This is a genomic window from Hymenobacter pini (genome assembly GCF_020421205.1).
GTDB lineage: Bacteria > Bacteroidota > Bacteroidia > Cytophagales > Hymenobacteraceae > Hymenobacter > Hymenobacter pini.
In genome coordinates this window covers 537,754-557,032 of the sequence record NZ_JAIZZH010000002.1, presented here as the reverse complement: position 1 = coordinate 557,032, position 19,279 = coordinate 537,754, and the positions used below count along the sequence as shown (strand labels likewise).

The window sequence follows — 19,279 nt, the reverse complement described above, 5'->3', positions numbered from 1 at the left end:
AAAAAGAGGGGACGGCAAAGGAAAAGTCCGGCGCAAGGGGCCGGACTTGGCAAGTCCTGATTACGACTTGAAGGTGTTTTTTATTTGGTCGGCAATGCCGGAGCTGGCCATTTGGTAGCCTTGCAGCAGCATGTTGCAGATGGCAGTAGGCGTGCTCACGCCGTGGCCGATGATAGCGTTGTCGTTGATGCCCAGGATGGGGGAGCCACCCACGGCCTCGTAGTTGAACTTGTCGAGGAAGGGGTCGTGAATGTTGCGCTCGGCAATAACATCGTACACCGACTCCGCCATTTTCAGCACCACGTTGCCCGTAAATCCGTCGCACACAATTACGTCGGCTTTATCATTGAACAGGTCGCGGCCTTCGATATTGCCGATGAAGTGAATATGGGGATTCACTTTCAGCAGCTGGTGAGCGGCCTGAGTAATGGCGGTACCTTTCCCTTCCTCTTCGCCCAGGTTCATGAGGCCCACTTTGGGCTTCTCAATACCCAGTACGTACTGCGCGTACAAGGAGCCTAGCTCCCCGAATTGCTCCAGCATTTCGGGTTTGCACTCGGCGTTGGCACCCACGTCCAGCATGATACCCATACCGCCGTGCAGCTTCGGAACGAAGTTGGCAATGGCCGGGCGCATCACGCCGGGTACGGCTTTTACGCTGAACATAGCTCCTACCAGCATAGCGCCGGTATTACCGGCCGAGCAAAACGCCTCTACCTCACCGGCAGCCAGCATTTTATACCCCACGGCAATACTAGAGTCTTGTTTTTGCTGATAGGCTTTCGCCGGGTGCTCACCCATCTCAATGATTTGGGAAGCCGGCACAAGCGTGAGTTCGGCAGCGGCCGCGCCATGCTGCTCCAGCAGCGGACGAACGGCATCTTCCTGGCCAATAAGCACTATCTGGGCTTTACCGGCCAGCGCTTGGGCGGCCAGCACGGCCCCATCGACGGCGGCCTGAGGGGCAAAATCGCCCCCCATTGCGTCCAGGGCTATCTTCATGAACGTCAGAATCAAAGAGGTCCGGGAGAGAAACCTCGGGCAGCAGCTCACCGCCCGGCTAGCCAGGCTATATCAGCCGGCTGGGGCCGGGCGGTGAAAAAGGCTGCGGAGCCGCGAGGCAATAAGCAGCTAACGTGCGACTATTCTTCGTCGTTGTCGGTAGCGGCCGGAGCGGCTACGGGAGCGTAGTCTTTGATAGCCACTTTACCGTTCAGGTACAGGTCGCCGTCTACTACGTAGGCTTTGTGACGCAGGTGCAGTTCACCTGTGTTCGAGCATACGGTAACAGCTTTCGGGGTCAGTTTGTAGTGGCTACGACGCTTATCACGGGTAGCGGAGGAGGTCCGGCGCTTAGGATGTGCCATGGTTGAAAAAGGGTTAAAAAGGTAAAAGTTAAAGGAGGAAAATTAAGCCAGACACAGCCTAATTCAGGTTTTTGAGCGCATTCCAGCGCGGATCGATGTCGTCATCCTCGTCGTCATCGTCGCCTTCCTGGCGGGTGGTGAAGATGAGCTTGGCGTCGGCATCAGGGTTTTCGTCGGGCTCGTTTTGGAAGCGCGGGTGCAGCTTCTTCATCGGCAGGGCCAGCCCGATGTAGTCGAAGAGGTGCTGGGCCAGGGGGAGCGTCTGGGTATCGGGCGTGATTTGCAGCACGTTGTCGTCCAGTTCCTGCGCCTGGTCGCCGAAGCGCACCAGCAGTTGCTCCTGGGCCTCTACTTCCTGGTCGTATTCATCCAGGCTCCGGTCGCAGATCTGGCGCACGGTGCCGTGCAGGTCAAAATCTACGGTAATGAGCCGGTCGGTTTTGGTCAGCGTCACATCGGCATGCACGTTGCCATCGGGAATGAGCTGCTGGTCGAACTGCTCAAAGAAGGAGCGGTCCAGGTCAAACGCGAAATGGTGCGTTTTATCGGCCAGCCGGGCAATGTTGATGTCGTATTGCGAATCCTTCTTCACGGGTAGTCAGTTGCAAGGGGGCAAAAGTAGGAAGTTTCCCCCGGTTGGTAAAAGCGGCAGTTGAGTTGAGGTGGCTTAGGCGTTCTTCAAAATAAAGTCCGACGGAATGCCGAGCCGCTCATATAGGCGCTTGGCCAAATCGAGGGTAACGCGCCGTTTGCCACTCAGAATCTGGGAGAGGCGGCCGGCGGGTACTTCCAGCAGTTCGGCCAATTCTTTCTGCTTAAGCCGCATCTGCTGGCGCTTCAGCTCAATCATTTCGGCCAGGGAGGTCGGCAGATTGGGAATCGGCAGCAAACCCAGCTTGCTTTCATAGGCATCCAGGGCCGTAATCAACTCCCGGAATTCTGCTTCCAGGGCCGCGTTGCCCTCCACGCCCGCGGCTACCAGCGCATCGAGGCGGCGCAGGGCAGTACGGTAATCAGTAGGGGTGGTCAGGGTCATGAAAGCGGGTAAAAAGCAAAACGGAACCACAACGGTTCCGCTGATTACTGATGCAAATGTACGGCACGGTTTTAAAACCGCAAAGTAAATTTCGTTTTTGGAAAGAAAATTTCGTTGTGGAGTAAAAAACAACTGCTCCGGAACGCGCCGGAGCAGTTGTTAGAACTCAATAATGCGCTTGCCCTTACAATCTTAGTCGTGACGGGCGCTACGCAGTGGCGGGCCAGGCGTAATGGGTTTGATTTCAGACTCCGACTTGCGGTAGCGCACCAACTCACAGGCCATGTACAGCGCTTCCCGGAAGGAGGTCGGGTCGGCCTGGAACTTACCGGCCAGGCCGTAGGCCGTGCCGTGGTCGGGGGAAGTGCGAATGACGGGCAGACCGGCCGTGAAGTTTACCCCCCGCTCGAACGCCAGCGTTTTGAACGGAATCAGGCCTTGGTCGTGGTAGAGCGAGAGGGTGGCGTCGAACTGCTTGAATTGGCGGGTGCCGAAGTAGCCGTCGGCGGGGAAGGGACCGTAGGCAAGGTGGCCTTCTTCCTGCAGCTGGCGCAGCACGGGCGTTACCACATCGGCTTCCTCGGTGCCCAGCAGGCCATTTTCGCCGGCATGGGGATTCAGACCCAACACCGCCACGCGGGGTTTAGCAATGCCGAAGTCGTTTTTGAGGGAGTTGAGCAGGATGCGCAGCTTAGTGGTCAGCAGCTCCTTGGTAACGCGGGTGGGCACGTCCTTGAGCGGAATGTGGCCGGTTACGGTGGCCACGCGCAGGTCGTCGGCCGCCAACAGCATCAGGCTTTCCTTGGCCTCGAAGAAGCTGGTGAGAAACTCGGTGTGGCCAGGGTAGCGGAAGTCATCCGACTGGGTATTTTCCTTGCTGATGGGGGCCGTTACGAGGGCATCGAGCAGACCGGCTTTCAGGTCGCGGGCGGCGGCTTGCAGGCTCAGGCGGGCGGCGGTGCCACTGGCCTGGCTGGGCTGGCCAGGCGTGAGGTGGTAGTCCTCTTCCCAGCACGTCACGGCGTTGTGCTTGCCGGGGGCAATATCGGCCGCCTCGCGCACCTGGCGGAAGGTAAGGGGCTCGTGGTCGGGGTCCTGGGGGAAATCATCAAACAGCACGGCAGCAGTGCCATACACTACCGGCGTGCAGAACTTGAGCAGGCGCTTATCGAGGAAGGTTTTATAGATGATTTCCGGGCCAATGCCGGCCAGGTCGCCGACAGATATACCGATGCGTGGAAGCATTCTGGGAAGTAATGAGGTGATGGGGTAATGAGGTAAATGGTGACAGGAAAAACGTCATGCTGAGCTTGTCGAAGCATCTCTATTGCTTCGTCTGCATAATTGAGTTAGCCAGAGGTAGAGATGCTTCGACAAGCTCAGCATGACAATTACTTCTACAACATCAGCACGCGAAATTCCTCGACAAGCTCGGAATGACGTCCTTACTAGTTAAACCAAGCCCTTCAAAAACGCATAGGTGGAGCGGATGGCGGTGCCGGTGCCGCCTTTGCCGCGGTAGGAATCGGGGGCGGTGAGGAAGGCGGGACCGGCAATATCGAAGTGCACCCAGGGGTAGCCCTCGGTGAAGCGCTCCAGGAATTTACCGGCGGAAATAGCGCCGGCTTCGGCCTTGCCCAGGTTGCTGATGTCGGCAATGGGGCTCTTGATGTGGTCGGCGTACTCATCCCAGAGCGGAAACTCTACCAGCCGCTCGTGGGTAGCGTTGCCAGCTTTTTTGAGGGCCAGCATGGTGTCCTCGTCGGCGGTGCCCATATACACGGTGCCTTCAATGCCGATGGCGCGCACGGCCGAGCCGGTGAGCGTGGCGTAGTCCATCACCAGTTGGGGCTCGTACTTCTTGGCGAAGGCCAAAGCGTCGGCCAGAATCAGGCGGCCTTCAGCATCGGTGTTCATGACTTCCACCGTGAGGCCGCTATACATGGTAATCACGTCGCCGGGAGCCAGGGCGGGGCCGCCAGGGCGGTTGTCGGTGGCGGGCACCAAGCCGATGACGTGCAGGGGTACGTCGTTCTTAGCCAGGGCGGTGAGGACGCCCACTACCACGGCCGAGCCGGCCATGTCGCACTTCATCAAATCCATGCTGTTGGGCGTGGGCTTGAGGCTGAGTCCGCCGGTATCGTACACTACGCCTTTGCCTACCAGCACAATGGGCTTGGCGTTGGTGGCACCTTCAGGCTTGTACTCCATAATGGTGAAGGTGGGCGGCTCGGGGCTGCCCTGGTTCACGGCCAGCAGGCCGCCCATGCGCAGAGCTTCGATACGCACCAAATCCAGCACCTCTACGTGGAAACCAGCTGCTTCGCCGGCCTGCTCAAACTGCTGGGCCAGTTGGGTGGCGTTGAGGTGGGAGTAGGGCATGTTTACCAGGTCGCGGGCCAGGTACACGCCCTGCAGCACGCCATCCAGCTCCTGCACTTGCTCGGCGGAGAGGTCGGGACCTACCAGGGTGAGCTGCTGGAGTACGGCGGGCTTCTTCGATTTTTCGTCGGTTTTGTAGCCTTCAAACTGGTAGGCCGTGAGGGCCAGGCCCTCGGCCAGAGCCAGGGCCCCGCCGGGGGCAGTGAGGTTGCAGACGTAGAGCTCAGCCACATCATCGGCCTTGAGCTGGGCGTGCAGCTTATGGCCGGCTTTGCGCAGGGCTTCGGTGCTGAGGTCGGCCGTTTTCTTGTCCTCGGCCACCACGTAGTAATGGTGGTGGGTGTACTGGTTCACGCTGATGAGTTTGTCATCGGCCTGCAGGCGGGCGGCCACGTACTGGCGGGCGGGCTCGGGCAGGTCAGCGGCGGCCGTTACGGGCAGCTCCTGGGTGCCAGCCGGCAGAATGAACACGGTATCGGCAATGGCGGGAAAATCGGCGGAGTAGGCGAGGGCTAGGGGCATGAGTGGAGGCAAATAAGGAGGAAGCCAGGGCGCTCCTCCGGCCCGGGGCAGGAAGAAACGGCCGGGACTGGCGTATCTTTGGCCGTGAAGGTAGCCGATTTATAGAAGTGAGTACAGAGAGGCGAGAAGTTAGACTGTGTTCTGACGGGTACGCTTCGGACTTGCTTCCGGTCGAGGTTCACGCAGAGCCCCGCTTTACTCCCCGCACTTATTTCAGCGCACAGCATGGATTCCGTTAAAGCCAAAAAGCACCTCGGGCAGCACTTCCTCAACGACCCCAACATTGCCCGCAACATTGTGGAAGCCCTGCGCCTGCCCGACGGCGTACAGGAGGTGCTGGAAATTGGCCCCGGCATGGGCGTGCTCACCCAAACGCTGCTGCAGCACCCCGAGTACCGCACCTCGGTAGTGGAAATTGACCGAGAATCAGTGGAATACCTGGGCCGGCACTACCCGGTGCTGGAAGGCCGCATCTATTCCCAGGATTTCCTGAAAATGGACCTGGCTAAGCTGTATAACGGCCAGCCCATCAGTATCATCGGCAACTTTCCCTACAACATCAGCTCCCAGATTTACTTCCAGGTGCTGGCCCACCGCCAGCAGGTGCGGGAGTGCGTGGGCATGATTCAGAAGGAAGTAGCCGACCGCCTCGCCGAGGGCCCGGGCTCCAAAACCTACGGTATCCTGAGCGTGCTGCTGCAGGCGTTTTACGACATCGACTACCTGTTCACGGTGCCTCCGCACGTGTTCAGCCCCCCGCCCAAGGTGCAGTCGGCCGTTATCCGCCTCACCCGCAACAACACCGAACAGCTAGCCTGCGACGAAAAGCTGTTTTTCAAAGTGGTGAAGCAGGCCTTCCAGACGCGGCGCAAAACCCTGCGCAACGCCCTCAAGCCCTTCGGCATGCCCGCTGAGGCTACCACCGACCCCATCTTCGACAAGCGCGCCGAGCAGCTCAGCGTAGCCGACTTCGTGGGCCTGACGCAGCGGGTGGAGGCGCATAAGGTGGATTAAGGCAGTGGCGCGGATGCTATTTACAAGACATCACGACGGTAGTTTTTATTTCTCAATTTCTGGTTGAAAATGTCCCTCTGCCTCGTCATCGACGAAATGCACCCCAGTCTCCCTGAGTACCTGGAGCCGCTGGGCGTGATGCTGCACTACCGCCCCGATTTAAAGGCGGCCGAAGTGCCCGTCGCGCTGGCTGCGCACCCCTACGACGGCCTCGTGGTGCGCTCCAAGCTGCGCGTGACGCGGGAACTGCTGGCCCACGGCCCGCACCTGCGCTACGTGGGCCGGGCCGGAGCCGGGGTCGACAACATTGACGAAGCGGCCCTGGCCGAAGCCAGCGTAACCCTGCTCAACGCCCCCGAGGGCAACCGGGACGCGGTAGGCGAGTACGCGGTGGGCCTGCTGCTGGCGCTGCTGCGCAACATTGCCCGCGCCGACCACGAAGTACGCCAGGGGCAGTGGCGGCGGGAGGCCAACCGGGGCGAGGAAATCGGGGGCAAAACCATCGGGCTGTTGGGCTATGGGCACATGGGCAAGGCATTTGCCAAGCGCCTCCAAGCCTTCGACTGCACCGTGCTGGCTTATGACCAAGACCCGCGGGTGGAGCACAACCACCATGCTACGCTGGTAACTCTGGCCGAACTGCAGGAACGGGCCGAGGTATTGAGTCTGCATATTCCGTACTCGGCGGCAAATCATCATTTCGTGAACGAGGAATTGCTGGCCGGTTTCCGCAACCCGCTGTGGCTGCTGAACACGGCCCGGGGCGAGGTGCTCGACCACGCCGCCGTGGTGCAGCGCCTGCAAACCGGCCAGCTGCGCGGCGCAGCGCTGGATGTGCTCGAAAACGAAAAGCTTACCACCCTCACCCCCGAGCAGCAGGCGCGCTACGACTACCTGCGCACCGCCCCCAACGTTGTCCTCTCGCCCCATATTGGCGGCTGGAGCTTCCAGAGCTACGAGCGCATCAACCGGGTGCTGGCCGATAAGCTGCGGGTGTTTTTGAATGGGCGGTGACAAGTGAATAAATAGTGACAGGTGACAGGTGGGAATGTCATGTAGAGGCGCAGCCGAAGCATTTCGCGTGCTGAGGTTGCAGTGGTAACCGTCATGCTGAGCATGTGGCGCATCAAGCCAGTGACCGAGGATTCTCTGCCGCTTCGTTGGGGTTACCACGCCAACATTAGTGCATGAGATTCCTCGAACATTAGCTTAACGCGCCACATGCCTCGCAATGACGTTCCGGAATGTCACCCCTCGACCATTCACCTGCCACCCGTAGCCTCTTTCCCCAACGTTTCGTATATTTGCCTAAACCTGTTCCGGGGAGAACGGCCAGCCGCGCTGGCCGTTCTCCTTGTTTTTTGAGCTTACATCACCCCACCATGGCTACCATCAACTATTATACTCCCGAAGGTCTTCAGAAGCTGAAAGATGAGCTCCAGGACCTCAAAATTCGCGGCCGGGCCAAGGCGGCCGAGGACCTGCGCGAAGCTCGTGACAAAGGCGACCTGAGCGAAAACGCCGAGTACGACGCTGCCAAGGAAGCCCAAGGCCTGCTGGAGCTGAAGATTGCCAAGCTGGAAGAAATTGTGGGTAACGCCCGCCTGCTCGACGAGAGCAACCTCGATACCAGCAAGGTGCTCATTATGAGTAAAGTGAAGCTGAAAAACCTGAAAAATAACATGGTGCTCGACTACACGCTGGTAGCCGAGGAGGAAGCTAACCTGGCCGCTGGTAAAATCTCCGTGAAGTCGCCCATCGGCAAAGGCCTGCTGGGCAAATCGGCCGGCGACACCGCCGAAATTACCGTGCCGGCTGGCAAGCTGCAGTTCGAGATTCTGGAAATCAGCCGCTAACGGTGAAATAGTGAAGTTGTGAGTTGGTGAATTTCACCGGCTCCATAAAAGGGCGAAGCCACTGGCTTCGCCCTTTTGCGTTTTGCCCCGTACTTTGGCTGAGCTCTGCTTGTTGTTCCTGACAACTTCACCCTTCACAACCTCACCCATGCCTTCCATTTTCTCCCGTATTGTGTCCGGCGAGTTGCCGGCGTACAAAGTCGCCGAAGACGAACACCATCTGGCCTTTCTCGACATCACCCCGCTGGTGGAAGGCCACACGTTGGTTATTCCGAAGCGGGAAGTAGACTACATCTTCGACCTGCCCCCGGCCGAGCTGGCGGCTCTGCACCTGTTTGCCCAGCGCGTGGCCAAAGGCGTGAAGGCTGCGGTGCCCTGCAAGCGGGTAGGGGTGGCCATTATTGGGCTGGAAGTACCCCACGCTCATATTCACCTGATTCCGATGAATAATGTGGCGGATATGAACTTCGCCAACCCCAAAATCAAGGTGGCCGAGCAGCGCATGAACCAGTTGGCTGCCGCCATTGGGTCCCAAGTACCGGCCCAGGTAACCGGCACGCCCGCCGCCCCCGCTGACCCGCGCGACACCAAAGGTGGCCGCGAAACCATTGAAGAAGCAGAGCCCCAGGCCAAGCACGACAAGGCTGCGAAGCCCGCCACGTCCGACGACCCCACGCTGGCGCAGTTGCGCGACACGACCAAGGGCTTGGTATACATGAGTGAGGGCGAGGCCCCGCTGGAGCCGGTGAGCTTTGCCGCGCCCGAAGGGGGCCTTACCGATGCCGCCGTGGCCAAACTAGCCGGCCTACCCGCCGATACCAAAGTGGAAAAGCAGGAGCTAACCTACTTCCTGCGCAACCACACCGCCGACAACGGCGTGCTGGGCAACCCCGAGCAAGCCAACCGCTACAAAGCCCTGCAGATGTACCTGAAGCAGGAACTGAGCGGCACGCAGGTATACCGCCTGGGCACCGGCCCACAGATTACCGCGCTGGTATTAGGCGAGGCCGAAGGAGGCAAGCTACAAGGTTTCAAAACCGTGCTGACGGAAACCTAAGCCGGAAACACCCCATGGAAGCTGTACCCCTAGGCTGTGCTCCGGCCTCGCGCATGGAAGGTAATTACCCCCTGGCGCAGGCCGGAGCACAGCTTCGGGGTACTCGTTTTACTGCCACTTAGTCCTGCTTAGGAGTAGGCTGTGTGGGCGGCTCTAGGTAGTATTGGTTGAGGCGGTTCAGGTTGTCATCCAGTTCCAGCACCAGGGGCGTGCCGGTGGGGATGTCCAGTTCAGCCACTTCGGCGTCGGAGAGGTGGTCGATGTATTGCACCAGGGCCCGCAGGCTGTTGCCGTGGGCGCACACCAGCACTTTCTGATGGTTGCGCAGGGCCGGCACAATGGCCTCCGTCCAGAAAGGCAAGGCCCGGTCGATGGTCTGGCTGAGGTTTTCGGTAAGGGGCAACTCCCGGGATGTGAGGTGGCGGTAGCGGGCATCGTGGCGGGGGAAGCGTGGGTCGTCGGGAGTGATGGCGGGGGGCAGTTCGTGCGGGTCGCGGCGCCAGCGCTGCACCTGCTCGGCACCGTATTGGGCAATGGTTTCGGCTTTGTTGAGGCCCTGCAGCGCCCCATAAAACCGTTCGTTTAGCCGCCACGATTTCTGCACCGGAATCCAGAGCAAGTCCATGGCTTCGAGGACCAAGTGCATGGTTTTGATGGAACGCTTCAGCACCGAGGTAAAGCCCACATCAAATGTGTAGCCGTGCTGGCGGAGCACGTCGCCGGCATGCCAGGCTTGGCGTGATCCTTCTTCCGATAAATCCACGTCCGTCCAGCCCGTAAACCGGTTTTCCAAGTTCCAGACACTCTCGCCGTGACGAAGCAGCACAAGTTTTAGCATAAGCTTACCGTCAGAATTTACTGGTAAGCACAACGGTGACCTGGCTTCTTGGGTTATTCTGCTGGATTGTTGGCCGCCGGCAACTGGCCCGAGCGGCTGCGGCGGTGCAGGCGGTTTTCCCGCTCAAACACCCCCATCAGCACAATGAAGTAGGAGAGTAGCAACGGCCCCAGCACTAGGCCCAGAATCCCGAAGATTTCAACGCCCAGCACCACGCCGGCCAGCGTGATGAGGGGGTGAATATTGCCCATGCGCCGGGCCAGGAAAATGCGCAGCAGGTTGTCGATGTTGATGATGACGATAACGCCCACCAGCAGAATGCCCACGCCCTGGCCGGTGTGGCCCTGGGTAAATTTGAGTAAGGCCGCCGGGCCCCATACCAAGGGTGTGCCCAGCACCGGAATAAACGCCATGAAAAAGGCCACTGTACCCCAGAAAACGGCATCGGATACGCCGAATATCTGGAGCGTGAAGCCCGTGAGCACCGCCTGCACCAACGCAATGAGGGCCTGGCCGAGCACATTAGCGTTTACCGTGTTGCGCAAAGATTCGCCCAGCTCACGGAGGGTATTGGAGCGGAAAGGTAGGTAACGCCGCAGCCCCCGCAGGAAACCCTCTTCCTGCGTGAACATGAAATACATGGTAAACAGCATCAGCCCGATGATGACCAGGAAATGCAGCAGCCCGCTGGCCAGGGAGGGAATCCGGGCGCTAAGCCAGCTCACGCTTTGCTGCACCAGGCCGCGCACGTTCTGCTCGGTGGTGAAGCGGTAGCCGGTTTTCTGCTCAATTTTGTGCAGCACGGCCATAATCTGGGTGGTATCCTGGGCGTAGTCGCGGATGCGGTCCACCAGCATCAGGGTGAGGGCCGTGAAGGGCAGGATAATTACCACGAAGGCAAACGTGAGCAACCCAACTGTTACCAGCTGCCGGTTCCAGCCGCGGCGGTGCACCAGCGCCTGAAACCACGGCCGAAACACCACATACAGAATCCCCGCGCCCAGGAAAGCCGTTATGTAGCTGCCCAGACCCACCAGAATCAGCGTGGCTAGGCCTAAGAGGCACACAATCAGCAATACGTATTGCTGACGCTGAGTATAGATGTTCTCGGAGGAGGCTTCGGGCATGGGAGCAAAAACAAGTAGAGTGCCCAAAGAACGGCATTACCCGCGTACCGAAAAACTGAGGGTGCCGAGGTGAGTGAGCAAAAAGCACCAGCCCAGCTGGCAACACCTGAGGTGCTGCCAGCTGGGCTGGTACTGCGGGTTCTATTCTGTCAGCGGTTATTCTTCTACGCGGCGGGCCAGCAGGGCTACTACCAGGCCCATCACCGCAATAAGGGTGAATGAGACACGCAAGCTGGTAGCACCAGCTACCAGCCCAATAACCGGCGGCCCCAGCAGGAACCCGGCAAACCCCACCGTGGATACTGCCGCCAGCGCCACGCCCGCCGACATCGTTTTAGACCGCCCGGCCGCCCCGTACACCAGTGGCACTACCGACGAAACGCCCAGGCCCACCAGCATAAACCCGATGGTAGCCGTAACAAACCCGGGAAACGCCACGGCCAGCAGCAAACCAGCCGCTTCCAAAAAACCGCTCAGCATGAGCGTGCGGGTGCGCCCGAACCGGTCCGTAAACCAGTCGGCTATGAAGCGGCCGGCGGCCATAGTGCTCATGAAGGCGGCAAAGCCCACGCCTACCTGCGCCGTGGGGGCCTGCACCACTTTGCGGAAATACACCCCGCTCCAATCGAACATCGTGCCCTCGCAGAGCAGGGAGCAGAACGCCAACACCCCCAGCAGCAGCAACGATTTATCGGGCAATACGAAGATGGGGGCGTCGGCTTCGCGGGGCGCATCCTGGGGTAGCAGGAACGGCCGGGCCACCAGCAGCCCCAGCAGCACAATGCCGGACATCAGCAGGAAGTGGGGCAGCAGCGCCACGTGGTGGGCAATCATGAATGCTCCGATAGCCGAACCGGCAAAACCGGCCAGACTCCAGACCCCGTGAAACTTGGCCATGATTGAGCGCCCGTACAGGCCCTCCACGCCCACGGCCTGCGTGTTCACGCTGATGTTGGCCATGTTGCTGGCCACCCCAAACAGCACCAGCGCCGCCAGCAACTGCGGCACCGAGGCCGCCAGGGCCAGCAGCGGCAAACCCAGCGCGTAGAGCATCACGCCCAGCACGGCCATCAGCCGGCTCCCGAAGCGGGCCACCAGCCAGCCCGTGAGCGGCAGCGAAGTCACCAGCCCCAGCGGCACGGCCAGCAGCACGCCCCCCAACTCCGTGTCGGTGAGGCCCATTTGCTGTTGCACCGTGGGAATGCGGGCTGCCCAGGTGGAAAAGCACAGGCCCTGTAGCAGGAAAGTGCTGCCCACCGCCAGCCGGTAGGTGTGGCGGGGGCGCAAGGCGGGTGAGGAAATTGATTGAGTCAGCATGTGGCAAGCGGCTGGAGGCCCAAAAAAACGCCCATTCCACCCCAAGGGAAGGGCAGAATGGGCGGGGAAGTCTCAAGGAAAAAACGATGAGGCGGTGGGACGCGTCAGGGCAAAGGTACGCGCCCGAAACCGGAATAGTTCCTTCATCTATGTAGGAACGTGGATTGGCCGTCCAGTTCCTGCATTCACCGTTCTGGTTTAATCCGGGCGTACTCCCACCTACAGATGGCTACCGCGTGGGGGCGGTATCTACCTGGGCCTCCAGCCGGTCCTGAGCGGCGAGGGGGAGCTTGCTGAGCAAATCCAGGCCGGTAGCGGCTTCGATGGCGTCGATGCTGGTGCGGTACTGGCTCCAGTCGGGGCTGACGGTTTGCTCATTGGGGGTATCCACGGCCAGCAGGCGGGCCTGGCCGGCGGCAACGCGCTGGATGTCGTTGGAGCCCTCGGGCAGAATTACCAGCACCTTCCAGACGCGGGCCGGCACGGTTACGTGACCATTGTCGATGGTAGTTTTGAAGCCGGCTGAACCGGTGCCGCCTTTGCCGTAGCTGCCCATGATGATGTACACCTCCTGACCCCGCTGTACCTGCCCGCGCGTCCATTCCTCCAGGCTGCTCCAAGTGCGCTGGTTATTGTTGCCGGCCTGCGGAATCATGTTGGTCATCAGGAAGGTGGCCGAGTTATCATCCAGCTCCCGGGTGCGGTCGGCGGAGGGGCAGTTGTGGCCCTTATCGAAGCCGGAGCCGGAGTAGGAGTTGCGCGTGACCTGATAAAACTCCCGGGGCAGGGCTGGGTCGGGCCGGAAATCATCCTGACGCGGGGCCGAGCCCATATCCGTGCGCGAGAGGTGCCAGCTCACCCAGGTGGGCGTACCACGCAGGGCGTTGTAGCCAATAGTAAACTGCGGCTTCACCAGCAGGTAGTTGGTGGGCGTGCTCACGTTGGCTGTAGCCCCGCTGGGGTTGCCCAAGCCCAGGTTGTCGTTGTCGGTAGAAATACCCTGACCGGGAGCCTGCCCACCCGGCGACGTAGGAGCTGGAGCGGCTGGGCGGGGCGCAGGAGCCGGCACCGAAGCCGTACTGCCGCCCGCTACGGGCGCGCCGCGGCCCGTTTCCAGCTCGATGTCGTCAATATTCAGTCGGCCGGAGCCACCGTCCGTCTTGCGGATTTCCAGCCGCAGCGGGCCGGGGGTAGTGCCCTGGAAGGTAGTGGTGAGCAGGCGCGGGCCCTTGGCCTGCACCGGGTTGCCAATGCGGCGGAACGTGCGCCCCCCATCCAGGCTGCCCCACAGCTCCCAGGTGCTGGCGGCATCCTGCCCGTAGGCAGCTGAGCTAATCCGAATGGTGCGCACTCCGCTGGGCGCGTCGAAGTTCATGCGCAGCCGGCCCCGGGCGCGCAAGCGGGCGGCGTGCTCCCCGCGCTTGTGGTCCTGGTCGGAGGAGCCGATAAGAGCCTCAGTAAAGTGCCAGGAGCCGGAGCCTAGTTGCTCGTCGCCCTCCGAGTAAGCGCCTTTACCGCCTTGCTCAAACGTTTCGGGAAATCGACCGGAGGCCTGCGCAACGGGCGTTTGTACCGGAATAGCAGGAGGAGCGTCGGCTGGCGGTGCGGTGCGGGTGGTTTCGGGCTGGTTGGGTGAGCAGGCTGATGCCGAAAGGCTAAGCAACAAGCTGGGAAGCAGAAGCGGGGAGAAGCAGCGCATAACGGAAAGAAATTCTATCCGGCGAATGTAACGCGAAGCGTTGGCTTCGCGAAGTGCGGCTGGCTTGCTGCGGCCGTCGGGCAGGGACAGCCTGAGCTTTGTAGTTCGTGCTACCCTTGATAGAAGCTTACTTCTGTTTGATTTTGAGCTTGGTGGTGTTGGAGGGAGCTTTGGCTTGTTGCATCTGCGCAGTCAGAGGTAAGCTGCTCATGGCCAGAATGATCTGGTCGTTGGGGAGGGAGGCGCAGGAGAGGGCGGCTAAGCTGCCGTGCCATTTGTAGCTGAAGCCGTCCGGGCGGCCGGGGCCATAAAGAGCCTCGAACATGGGCAGCACTTTCTGCGCATTTTCGGGGCCGCGCACGATGATGGTGACAGTGGCAAACTGGCCCTTGTAGAACTTGTAGTGGATGCGGGCGGCCGAAAACTGCCCCACACGCAGGTCCTCGTCTTCCCGCTCGTAAATCTTCTCGTCGCCTTTGTCCTGCAATAGTTTCAGGTGCAGGCTTTCCGTGAGCGGGGAGCCGAAGCGCAGGCCCCGGAAGCCGTTGCTTTCATCGAGGCGGCGCACGGAGCCCTGCTGGGCGCGCAACGCCAGGGGCAGCACCAGAAACAGCACTGGCAGCAGGTGCCGGGCTTTCACTTGAAACAGGGGTAGAAGGAGGCGCATACGCAGAATCAGGCGGGCGACGGACCCGCTTGGCGCTAACGTGAGGGCCCGCAAAAACGTGTCCGGAAAGCCGCGGTTTTTGCGGGAAATAGCGCCGGCCACGTCATCAGACAACAGGGGCCTACAAGAACGCCATTCCTCGGCTTCACTCGGAATGATGGGTCAATGGAATGACGGGCTGGGTTGCCGGGCCTACCCCCGGCCGGCCAGGAAATCGGGATACACCTGGAGGCAGACGGGGGAAGGCAATTCCACGCTGGTGCCGGTGGGGGTGAGGCGGCCGGTGCGGGCGTCGGCGCGGTAGCTCACGATGGTGTTGCTTTGCTGATGGGCCACCAGCACCGTTTGGCCGCTGGGGTCGAAAGTGAAGCTACGCGGGGTTTTGCCGGGCAGCTTCACGTGCTCCACCAAGGTGAGGCGGCCGGAGGCTTCATCGAGGGAAAACACCACTAAACTGTCGTGGCCCCGGTTGGAGCCCACTACAAAGCGGCCGTTGGGCGACACGTGTACATCGGCGCAGGCGTTCCAGCCGGTAAAATCGGGCGGGAGACAGGGAACGGTCTGGATTTCGCGAAGGGTACCCTGGCGGGCATCGTAGGCCAGGGCGGTAAGGGTGGAGTCCAGCTCGTTGATGAGGAAGGCCAACGGGCGGCTGGGGTGGAAGGTGAGGATGCGCGGCCCGGCCCCCGGCTTGGCCTGGAAGGCCGGCGCGGCCTGGCGCACCAGTTGGCCGGTGGAGCTGAGGGTGTAGCCGTACACGGTATCGTTGCCCAGATCCACGGCGAAAAAGAACTTGCCGGCGGGGTCCGGCAGGATGCAGTGGGCGCGGGCGTTGCTTTGGTTTTTGTGGGGGCCGTGGCCGGTGTGCTGGTCCACGGAGGCGGCGGGCTGGAGCTGGCCCTCGGCGGTGAGGGGCAAAGCGGCCACGGTGCCGGTGCCGTAGTTGGCCACGAAGGCGTGGCGGCCGGCTTTGTCGAGGCTGATGTAGCAGGGAATAGTGCCGCCCGAGGCCTGCTGGTTGAGCAGGGTAAGGCCGCCGGTGCCGGGGGCAATGGCAAAGGCGCTGACGCCGCCGTTGGGCGTGTTTTGGTAGTTATCTATCTCATTCACGGCGTAGAGGCGGCGGTGGCGGGCATCTACGGTAAGGAAGGAGGGGGCCGCCCCGCCCCGGGCCCCGGCCACGCGGGTAAGCGCGCCGGTAGTGGAGTTGAGCCGGTAGAGCCAGATGTTGTCCTGCTCCGCGGGGCCGTAGCTGCCCACGTACACTAGGTAGGAATCTGCGGTAGAGCCGGCCCCAGCGCGCAAACAGGCGGGCAGCAGGGCGGTGCCGGCCGCGCTGAGGCTGAGGGTATAGAGAAAGCGGCGGCGGGAAACAGAATGCGACATGGGAGAGCAGATGCAGGTGGAGCAGCGCCAAATGTAGCGCGTAGCCGGGAAGTAGCACGTGGTTGTGCTTGGGGTACGCGCAGCTCCGCTTCGCGCACGAGCGGAGCGAGTTCCTACGCGGTAGATTCATACGCCTGATACTCGCTTCGCTCGTGCGCGAAGCGGAGCTGCGCGCTACTGGGTGGGTGGCTTTGGTGGAGTTACTGGTTGTGCGTTACTTGAAGGTATGGCTTCTAACCCGGCTGATCTTAATAATTACCAGCGCAACCTACCGCATATATTGCCGGCGCAGGAGCACATCTTTATCACAATCCGGCTGGCGGGATCTTTGCCGGGGGCGGTGGTGGAGCAGCTGCGGGAACAGTGGCAGCGGGAGAGTACGCCGGAGGAATTGCCGGAAGATTCGTATGTCCGGCAGAAGCGCTATTTCGGGCGGTTTGATCAACTGCTGGATGGGCATGCATACGGCCCTACTTGGCTCCGGCAGCCCGCCATTGCCACACTGGTGCAAACGGCGCTGCAGTATTACACGGACCGGCATTACCAGCTGGTGTGCTACTGCATCATGCCCAACCATGTGCATGTGCTGCTGTTGCTGCCGGAAAACGCCCCGCCCTTAGTCCGGACGTTGCAGGCGTTCAAGAGCTACACCGCTACGCAAGCCAATAAGCTGCTGGGCCGTACCGGGCAATTCTGGCAGCGGGAGAGCTACGACCACGTGGTGCGTAACTTAAAGGAGCTTGAAAATATTATCCGATATATTCTTGAAAACCCTGTGAAAGCGGGTTTGGTAACGGATTGGCAGCAGTGGCCTTATCATTACCTGGTCCAGTAGCGCGCAGTTCCGCTTCGCATGCGAGCGGAGCGAGTTCCTACGCGGATGGTGCGGAACCGGGATACTCACATGCGGCTCGTGCGCGAAGCGGAGCTGCGCGCTACTGGGTGGACGGACCGGCATAGCGCGCCGCAAAGCTGCGCGCATGAGCAGGGCGAGTATCCGGTTCCGCACCATCCGCGTAGGAACTCGCTCCGCTCGTGCGCAAAGCGGAGCTACGCGCTACTGCCGCAACGTCGTGTAGCAACCCGCGTCCTTTCGGCGCTACCTTGCGCTGTAAACTCAACTGTACATGCCCCACCGCTCCCTCACTCGTACTTTGCCCCTGGCCGGCCTGCTGGCGCTGGCGGCCTGCAATTCCGGCAGCAAGCCCACCTCCGGCACGCCCGAAACCGTGAATGCCGACTTTGACCGGTACAAGCAGCGCTTCATCGACTCGCTGTGGTACTACAACCCCGAGTGGGCCAGCGGGGCCGGTTACCACCGCTACGATTCGCTGCTGGTGGTGCCCACCGCCGGCCGCCGACAGACGGAAGCTGCCGCCCTGGCCCGCCGGCGGGAGGAAATGAAAACGTTTAAGCTCGAAGACCTGTCGGTGAATAACCAGACGGACTTCCGGCTGATGCAGAACTATCTGGAGTCGGCCCGCTTCTACGCCGATACCCTGCGCGACTGGCAGTGGAACCCGGCCAATTACAATCTGGGCGGTTCGGTGGCCGAAATCCTCAACGGCCGCTACTGGCCCCTCGACCGGCGCCTGCGCGCCATCAGCCACAAGCTCAGCCGCGCCACCGATTACTACGAGGCCGCCAAGGAAAACATCAAGCAGCCCACCCGCGCGCATACCGACCTAGCCATTCGCCAAAACCAAGGCGGGCTGGAAGTATTCGGGAAAGCGCTGGAGGATTCGGTAGCCAAATCGGGCCTGTCGGCGCGGGAGAAGCAGGACTTGCTGGCCCGCGTGGCCACCACCCGCCTGAGCATGGAAGGCTACGTGCGCTTTCTGCAGCAGGAAGTGCTGCCCGCCGGGCAATTCCGCTCGTTCCGCATCGGCAAAGACCTGTTCGCCCGCAAGTTCGCGCTGGACATTCAGTCCACGTACTCCGCCGACGAGGTGTACCGCAAGGCCCTGCAGCACAAGCAGGAGCTGCTGCGCGACATGAAAAAGCGGGCCGCGCGGCTCTACCCCAAGTATTTCCCCGGCCAGCCCCAGCCCACCGATTCATTGGCCGCGGTGCAGCAGGTTATCGGCCGCCTTTCGCAGCAGCACGCCACGCCCGCCGGCTTCGTGCAGGCCGTAAAGGACCAAATGCCCACGCTGGTGAAGTGGGTGGACGACCACCAACTGCTCACCCAAGACCCCACCAAGCCCCTGGTGGTGCGCGAAACGCCGCTGTATATGCGGGGCAGCGGGGCCGGGGCCAGCATTTCGGCCCCCGGCCCCTACGATAAGGCCGCCAACACCTACTATAACGTGGAGCCCCTCACCGGCTGGCCCGCCGACCGCGCCGAAAGCTACCTGCGCGAGTACAACCAGTACACCCTGCAAATCCTGAACATCCACGAGGCCATTCCGGGCCACTACACCCAGCTGGTGTACGCCAACCGCAGCCCCTCGCTCATCAAATCCATCTTCGGCAACGGGGCCATGATTGAGGGCTGGGCCGTGTACACGGAGCGCATGATGCTGGAAAGTGGCTACGGTGGTAACACCGACGAAATCTGGCTGATGTGGGATAAGTGGAACATGCGCGTGACGCTCAACGCCATCCTCGACCACGAGGTGCAAGCCGGCAACATCACCGAAGCCGCCGCCGTGGCCATGCTCCGCCGCGACGGGTTTCAGGAAGAGGCGGAGGCCCGCAACAAGTGGCTGCGCGCTACCCTCAGCCAGGTGCAACTCAGCAGCTACTTCACCGGCTCCACCGAAATCTACGACCTGCGCGAGGAGTTGAAGCGCCAGCAGGGCAGCAAGTTCGACCTCAAGGCCTTTCATGAGCAGTTCCTGAGCTACGGCAGCGCCCCCGTAAAGTACATCCGGCAGATGATGCTGGCCGGCAACAAGCAAAACTAATTTCCCGTTTTAGGACTGAAAAAAACCGCTCTGGGAAGGAATTTTCCGGAGCTGGTTTTTTGTCTGCTGTGGTAATCTGGTCCGTCCCGGTGTGCGGCGGGC

18 protein-coding genes are annotated in these 19,279 nt (G+C 61.1%); 6 read left to right on the top strand and 12 right to left on the bottom strand.

Annotated elements, in window-relative coordinates:
* Positions 1-60: 60 nt before the first annotated feature.
* From plsX to LF252_RS08935, 6 genes are all read right to left on the bottom strand, one after another.
* The gene (gene plsX / locus LF252_RS08960) at positions 61-1,002 is read right to left on the bottom strand and encodes a phosphate acyltransferase PlsX (protein ID WP_226269242.1); all 942 of its coding nucleotides are present in this window, start codon (positions 1,000-1,002) and stop codon (positions 61-63) included.
* A 140-nt stretch (positions 1,003-1,142) separates the two neighbouring features.
* Complete coding sequence (gene rpmF, locus LF252_RS08955) at positions 1,143-1,367, bottom strand: 50S ribosomal protein L32 (protein WP_125419020.1); 225 nt, start codon at positions 1,365-1,367, stop codon at positions 1,143-1,145.
* Positions 1,368-1,425: 58 nt separating this feature from the next.
* On the bottom strand, positions 1,426-1,959 hold the full coding sequence (locus LF252_RS08950) for a YceD family protein (RefSeq protein WP_226269241.1): 534 nt from the start codon (positions 1,957-1,959) through the stop codon (positions 1,426-1,428).
* 75 nt (positions 1,960-2,034) lie between these two features.
* Positions 2,035-2,403 carry a helix-turn-helix domain-containing protein gene (locus LF252_RS08945; RefSeq protein ID WP_226269240.1) on the bottom strand — a complete coding sequence of 123 codons (369 nt, stop codon included), beginning with the start codon at positions 2,401-2,403 and terminating at the stop codon, positions 2,035-2,037.
* 192 nt (positions 2,404-2,595) lie between these two features.
* Positions 2,596-3,648 carry a 4-hydroxythreonine-4-phosphate dehydrogenase PdxA gene (pdxA, locus tag LF252_RS08940; protein WP_226269239.1) on the bottom strand — a complete coding sequence of 351 codons (1,053 nt, stop codon included), beginning with the start codon at positions 3,646-3,648 and terminating at the stop codon, positions 2,596-2,598.
* Positions 3,649-3,855: 207 nt separating this feature from the next.
* Positions 3,856-5,307 (bottom strand): leucyl aminopeptidase family protein, encoded by a 1,452-nt coding sequence (locus LF252_RS08935; RefSeq protein ID WP_226269238.1) that lies wholly within the window; start codon positions 5,305-5,307, stop codon positions 3,856-3,858.
* Positions 5,308-5,532: 225 nt separating this feature from the next.
* On the opposite strand from LF252_RS08935, the gene rsmA reads away from it, so the two are divergent.
* From rsmA to LF252_RS23005, 4 genes are all read left to right on the top strand, one after another.
* Entirely contained in the window at positions 5,533-6,321 is a 789-nt protein-coding gene (gene rsmA / locus LF252_RS08930; RefSeq protein WP_226269237.1) for a 16S rRNA (adenine(1518)-N(6)/adenine(1519)-N(6))-dimethyltransferase RsmA, read from the top strand.
* A 69-nt stretch (positions 6,322-6,390) separates the two neighbouring features.
* A complete protein-coding gene (locus LF252_RS08925; RefSeq protein WP_226269236.1) occupies positions 6,391-7,335 on the top strand; it encodes an NAD(P)-dependent oxidoreductase in 945 nt (314 codons plus the stop codon).
* A 368-nt stretch (positions 7,336-7,703) separates the two neighbouring features.
* The gene (greA, locus tag LF252_RS08920) at positions 7,704-8,177 is read left to right on the top strand and encodes a transcription elongation factor GreA (protein WP_226269235.1); all 474 of its coding nucleotides are present in this window, start codon (positions 7,704-7,706) and stop codon (positions 8,175-8,177) included.
* 148 nt (positions 8,178-8,325) lie between these two features.
* Positions 8,326-9,234 (top strand): nuclease A inhibitor family protein, encoded by a 909-nt coding sequence (locus tag LF252_RS23005; protein WP_317197845.1) that lies wholly within the window; start codon positions 8,326-8,328, stop codon positions 9,232-9,234.
* 118 nt (positions 9,235-9,352) lie between these two features.
* Here the strand turns inward: LF252_RS23005 and gpmA are convergent, their stop codons facing one another.
* The 6 genes from gpmA to LF252_RS08880 all read right to left on the bottom strand — a co-directional run bounded on the left by gpmA (position 9,353) and on the right by LF252_RS08880 (position 16,268).
* Positions 9,353-10,072, bottom strand: coding sequence for a 2,3-diphosphoglycerate-dependent phosphoglycerate mutase (gpmA, locus tag LF252_RS08905; protein ID WP_226269234.1), 720 nt, complete (start codon positions 10,070-10,072; stop codon positions 9,353-9,355).
* Positions 10,073-10,125: 53 nt separating this feature from the next.
* A complete protein-coding gene (locus LF252_RS08900) occupies positions 10,126-11,199 on the bottom strand; it encodes an AI-2E family transporter (RefSeq protein WP_226269233.1) in 1,074 nt (357 codons plus the stop codon).
* 156 nt (positions 11,200-11,355) lie between these two features.
* Entirely contained in the window at positions 11,356-12,516 is a 1,161-nt protein-coding gene (locus LF252_RS08895; protein ID WP_226269232.1) for an MFS transporter, read from the bottom strand.
* Between the two features lie 229 nt (positions 12,517-12,745).
* Positions 12,746-14,215, bottom strand: coding sequence for a DNA/RNA non-specific endonuclease (locus LF252_RS08890; RefSeq protein ID WP_226269231.1), 1,470 nt, complete (start codon positions 14,213-14,215; stop codon positions 12,746-12,748).
* 127 nt (positions 14,216-14,342) lie between these two features.
* Positions 14,343-14,882 carry a hypothetical protein gene (locus LF252_RS08885; RefSeq protein ID WP_226269230.1) on the bottom strand — a complete coding sequence of 180 codons (540 nt, stop codon included), beginning with the start codon at positions 14,880-14,882 and terminating at the stop codon, positions 14,343-14,345.
* A gap of 192 nt (positions 14,883-15,074) precedes the next feature.
* Positions 15,075-16,268, bottom strand: a complete 1,194-nt coding sequence (locus LF252_RS08880; RefSeq protein ID WP_226269229.1) for a lactonase family protein — start codon at positions 16,266-16,268, stop codon at positions 15,075-15,077.
* A 226-nt stretch (positions 16,269-16,494) separates the two neighbouring features.
* Here LF252_RS08880 and LF252_RS08875 point away from each other — a divergent pair, with 226 nt between their 5' ends.
* Positions 16,495-17,103: an REP-associated tyrosine transposase gene (locus LF252_RS08875; RefSeq protein WP_226269228.1), complete on the top strand. Its 609-nt coding sequence runs from the start codon at positions 16,495-16,497 to the stop codon at positions 17,101-17,103.
* Between the two features lie 292 nt (positions 17,104-17,395).
* Positions 17,396-19,177 carry a DUF885 domain-containing protein gene (locus LF252_RS08870; protein WP_226269227.1) on the top strand — a complete coding sequence of 594 codons (1,782 nt, stop codon included), beginning with the start codon at positions 17,396-17,398 and terminating at the stop codon, positions 19,175-19,177.
* The last annotated feature ends 102 nt before the right edge of the window (positions 19,178-19,279 follow it).

Bases quoted from the DNA above. Each gene is read 5' to 3' on its own strand.
- plsX (WP_226269242.1), bottom strand. From the start codon at position 1,002: ATGAAGATAGCCCTGGACGCAATGGGGGGCGATTTTGCCCCTCAGGCC.
- rpmF (WP_125419020.1), bottom strand. From the start codon at position 1,367: ATGGCACATCCTAAGCGCCGGACCTCCTCCGCTACCCGTGATAAGCGT.
- LF252_RS08945 (WP_226269240.1), bottom strand. From the start codon at position 2,403: ATGACCCTGACCACCCCTACTGATTACCGTACTGCCCTGCGCCGCCTC.
- pdxA (WP_226269239.1), bottom strand. From the start codon at position 3,648: ATGCTTCCACGCATCGGTATATCTGTCGGCGACCTGGCCGGCATTGGC.
- LF252_RS08935 (WP_226269238.1), bottom strand. From the start codon at position 5,307: ATGCCCCTAGCCCTCGCCTACTCCGCCGATTTTCCCGCCATTGCCGAT.
- rsmA (WP_226269237.1), top strand. From the start codon at position 5,533: ATGGATTCCGTTAAAGCCAAAAAGCACCTCGGGCAGCACTTCCTCAAC.
- LF252_RS08925 (WP_226269236.1), top strand. From the start codon at position 6,391: ATGTCCCTCTGCCTCGTCATCGACGAAATGCACCCCAGTCTCCCTGAG.
- greA (WP_226269235.1), top strand. From the start codon at position 7,704: ATGGCTACCATCAACTATTATACTCCCGAAGGTCTTCAGAAGCTGAAA.
- LF252_RS23005 (WP_317197845.1), top strand. From the start codon at position 8,326: ATGCCTTCCATTTTCTCCCGTATTGTGTCCGGCGAGTTGCCGGCGTAC.
- gpmA (WP_226269234.1), bottom strand. From the start codon at position 10,072: ATGCTAAAACTTGTGCTGCTTCGTCACGGCGAGAGTGTCTGGAACTTG.
- LF252_RS08900 (WP_226269233.1), bottom strand. From the start codon at position 11,199: ATGCCCGAAGCCTCCTCCGAGAACATCTATACTCAGCGTCAGCAATAC.
- LF252_RS08895 (WP_226269232.1), bottom strand. From the start codon at position 12,516: ATGCTGACTCAATCAATTTCCTCACCCGCCTTGCGCCCCCGCCACACC.
- LF252_RS08890 (WP_226269231.1), bottom strand. From the start codon at position 14,215: ATGCGCTGCTTCTCCCCGCTTCTGCTTCCCAGCTTGTTGCTTAGCCTT.
- LF252_RS08885 (WP_226269230.1), bottom strand. From the start codon at position 14,882: ATGCGCCTCCTTCTACCCCTGTTTCAAGTGAAAGCCCGGCACCTGCTG.
- LF252_RS08880 (WP_226269229.1), bottom strand. From the start codon at position 16,268: ATGTCGCATTCTGTTTCCCGCCGCCGCTTTCTCTATACCCTCAGCCTC.
- LF252_RS08875 (WP_226269228.1), top strand. From the start codon at position 16,495: ATGGCTTCTAACCCGGCTGATCTTAATAATTACCAGCGCAACCTACCG.
- LF252_RS08870 (WP_226269227.1), top strand. From the start codon at position 17,396: ATGCCCCACCGCTCCCTCACTCGTACTTTGCCCCTGGCCGGCCTGCTG.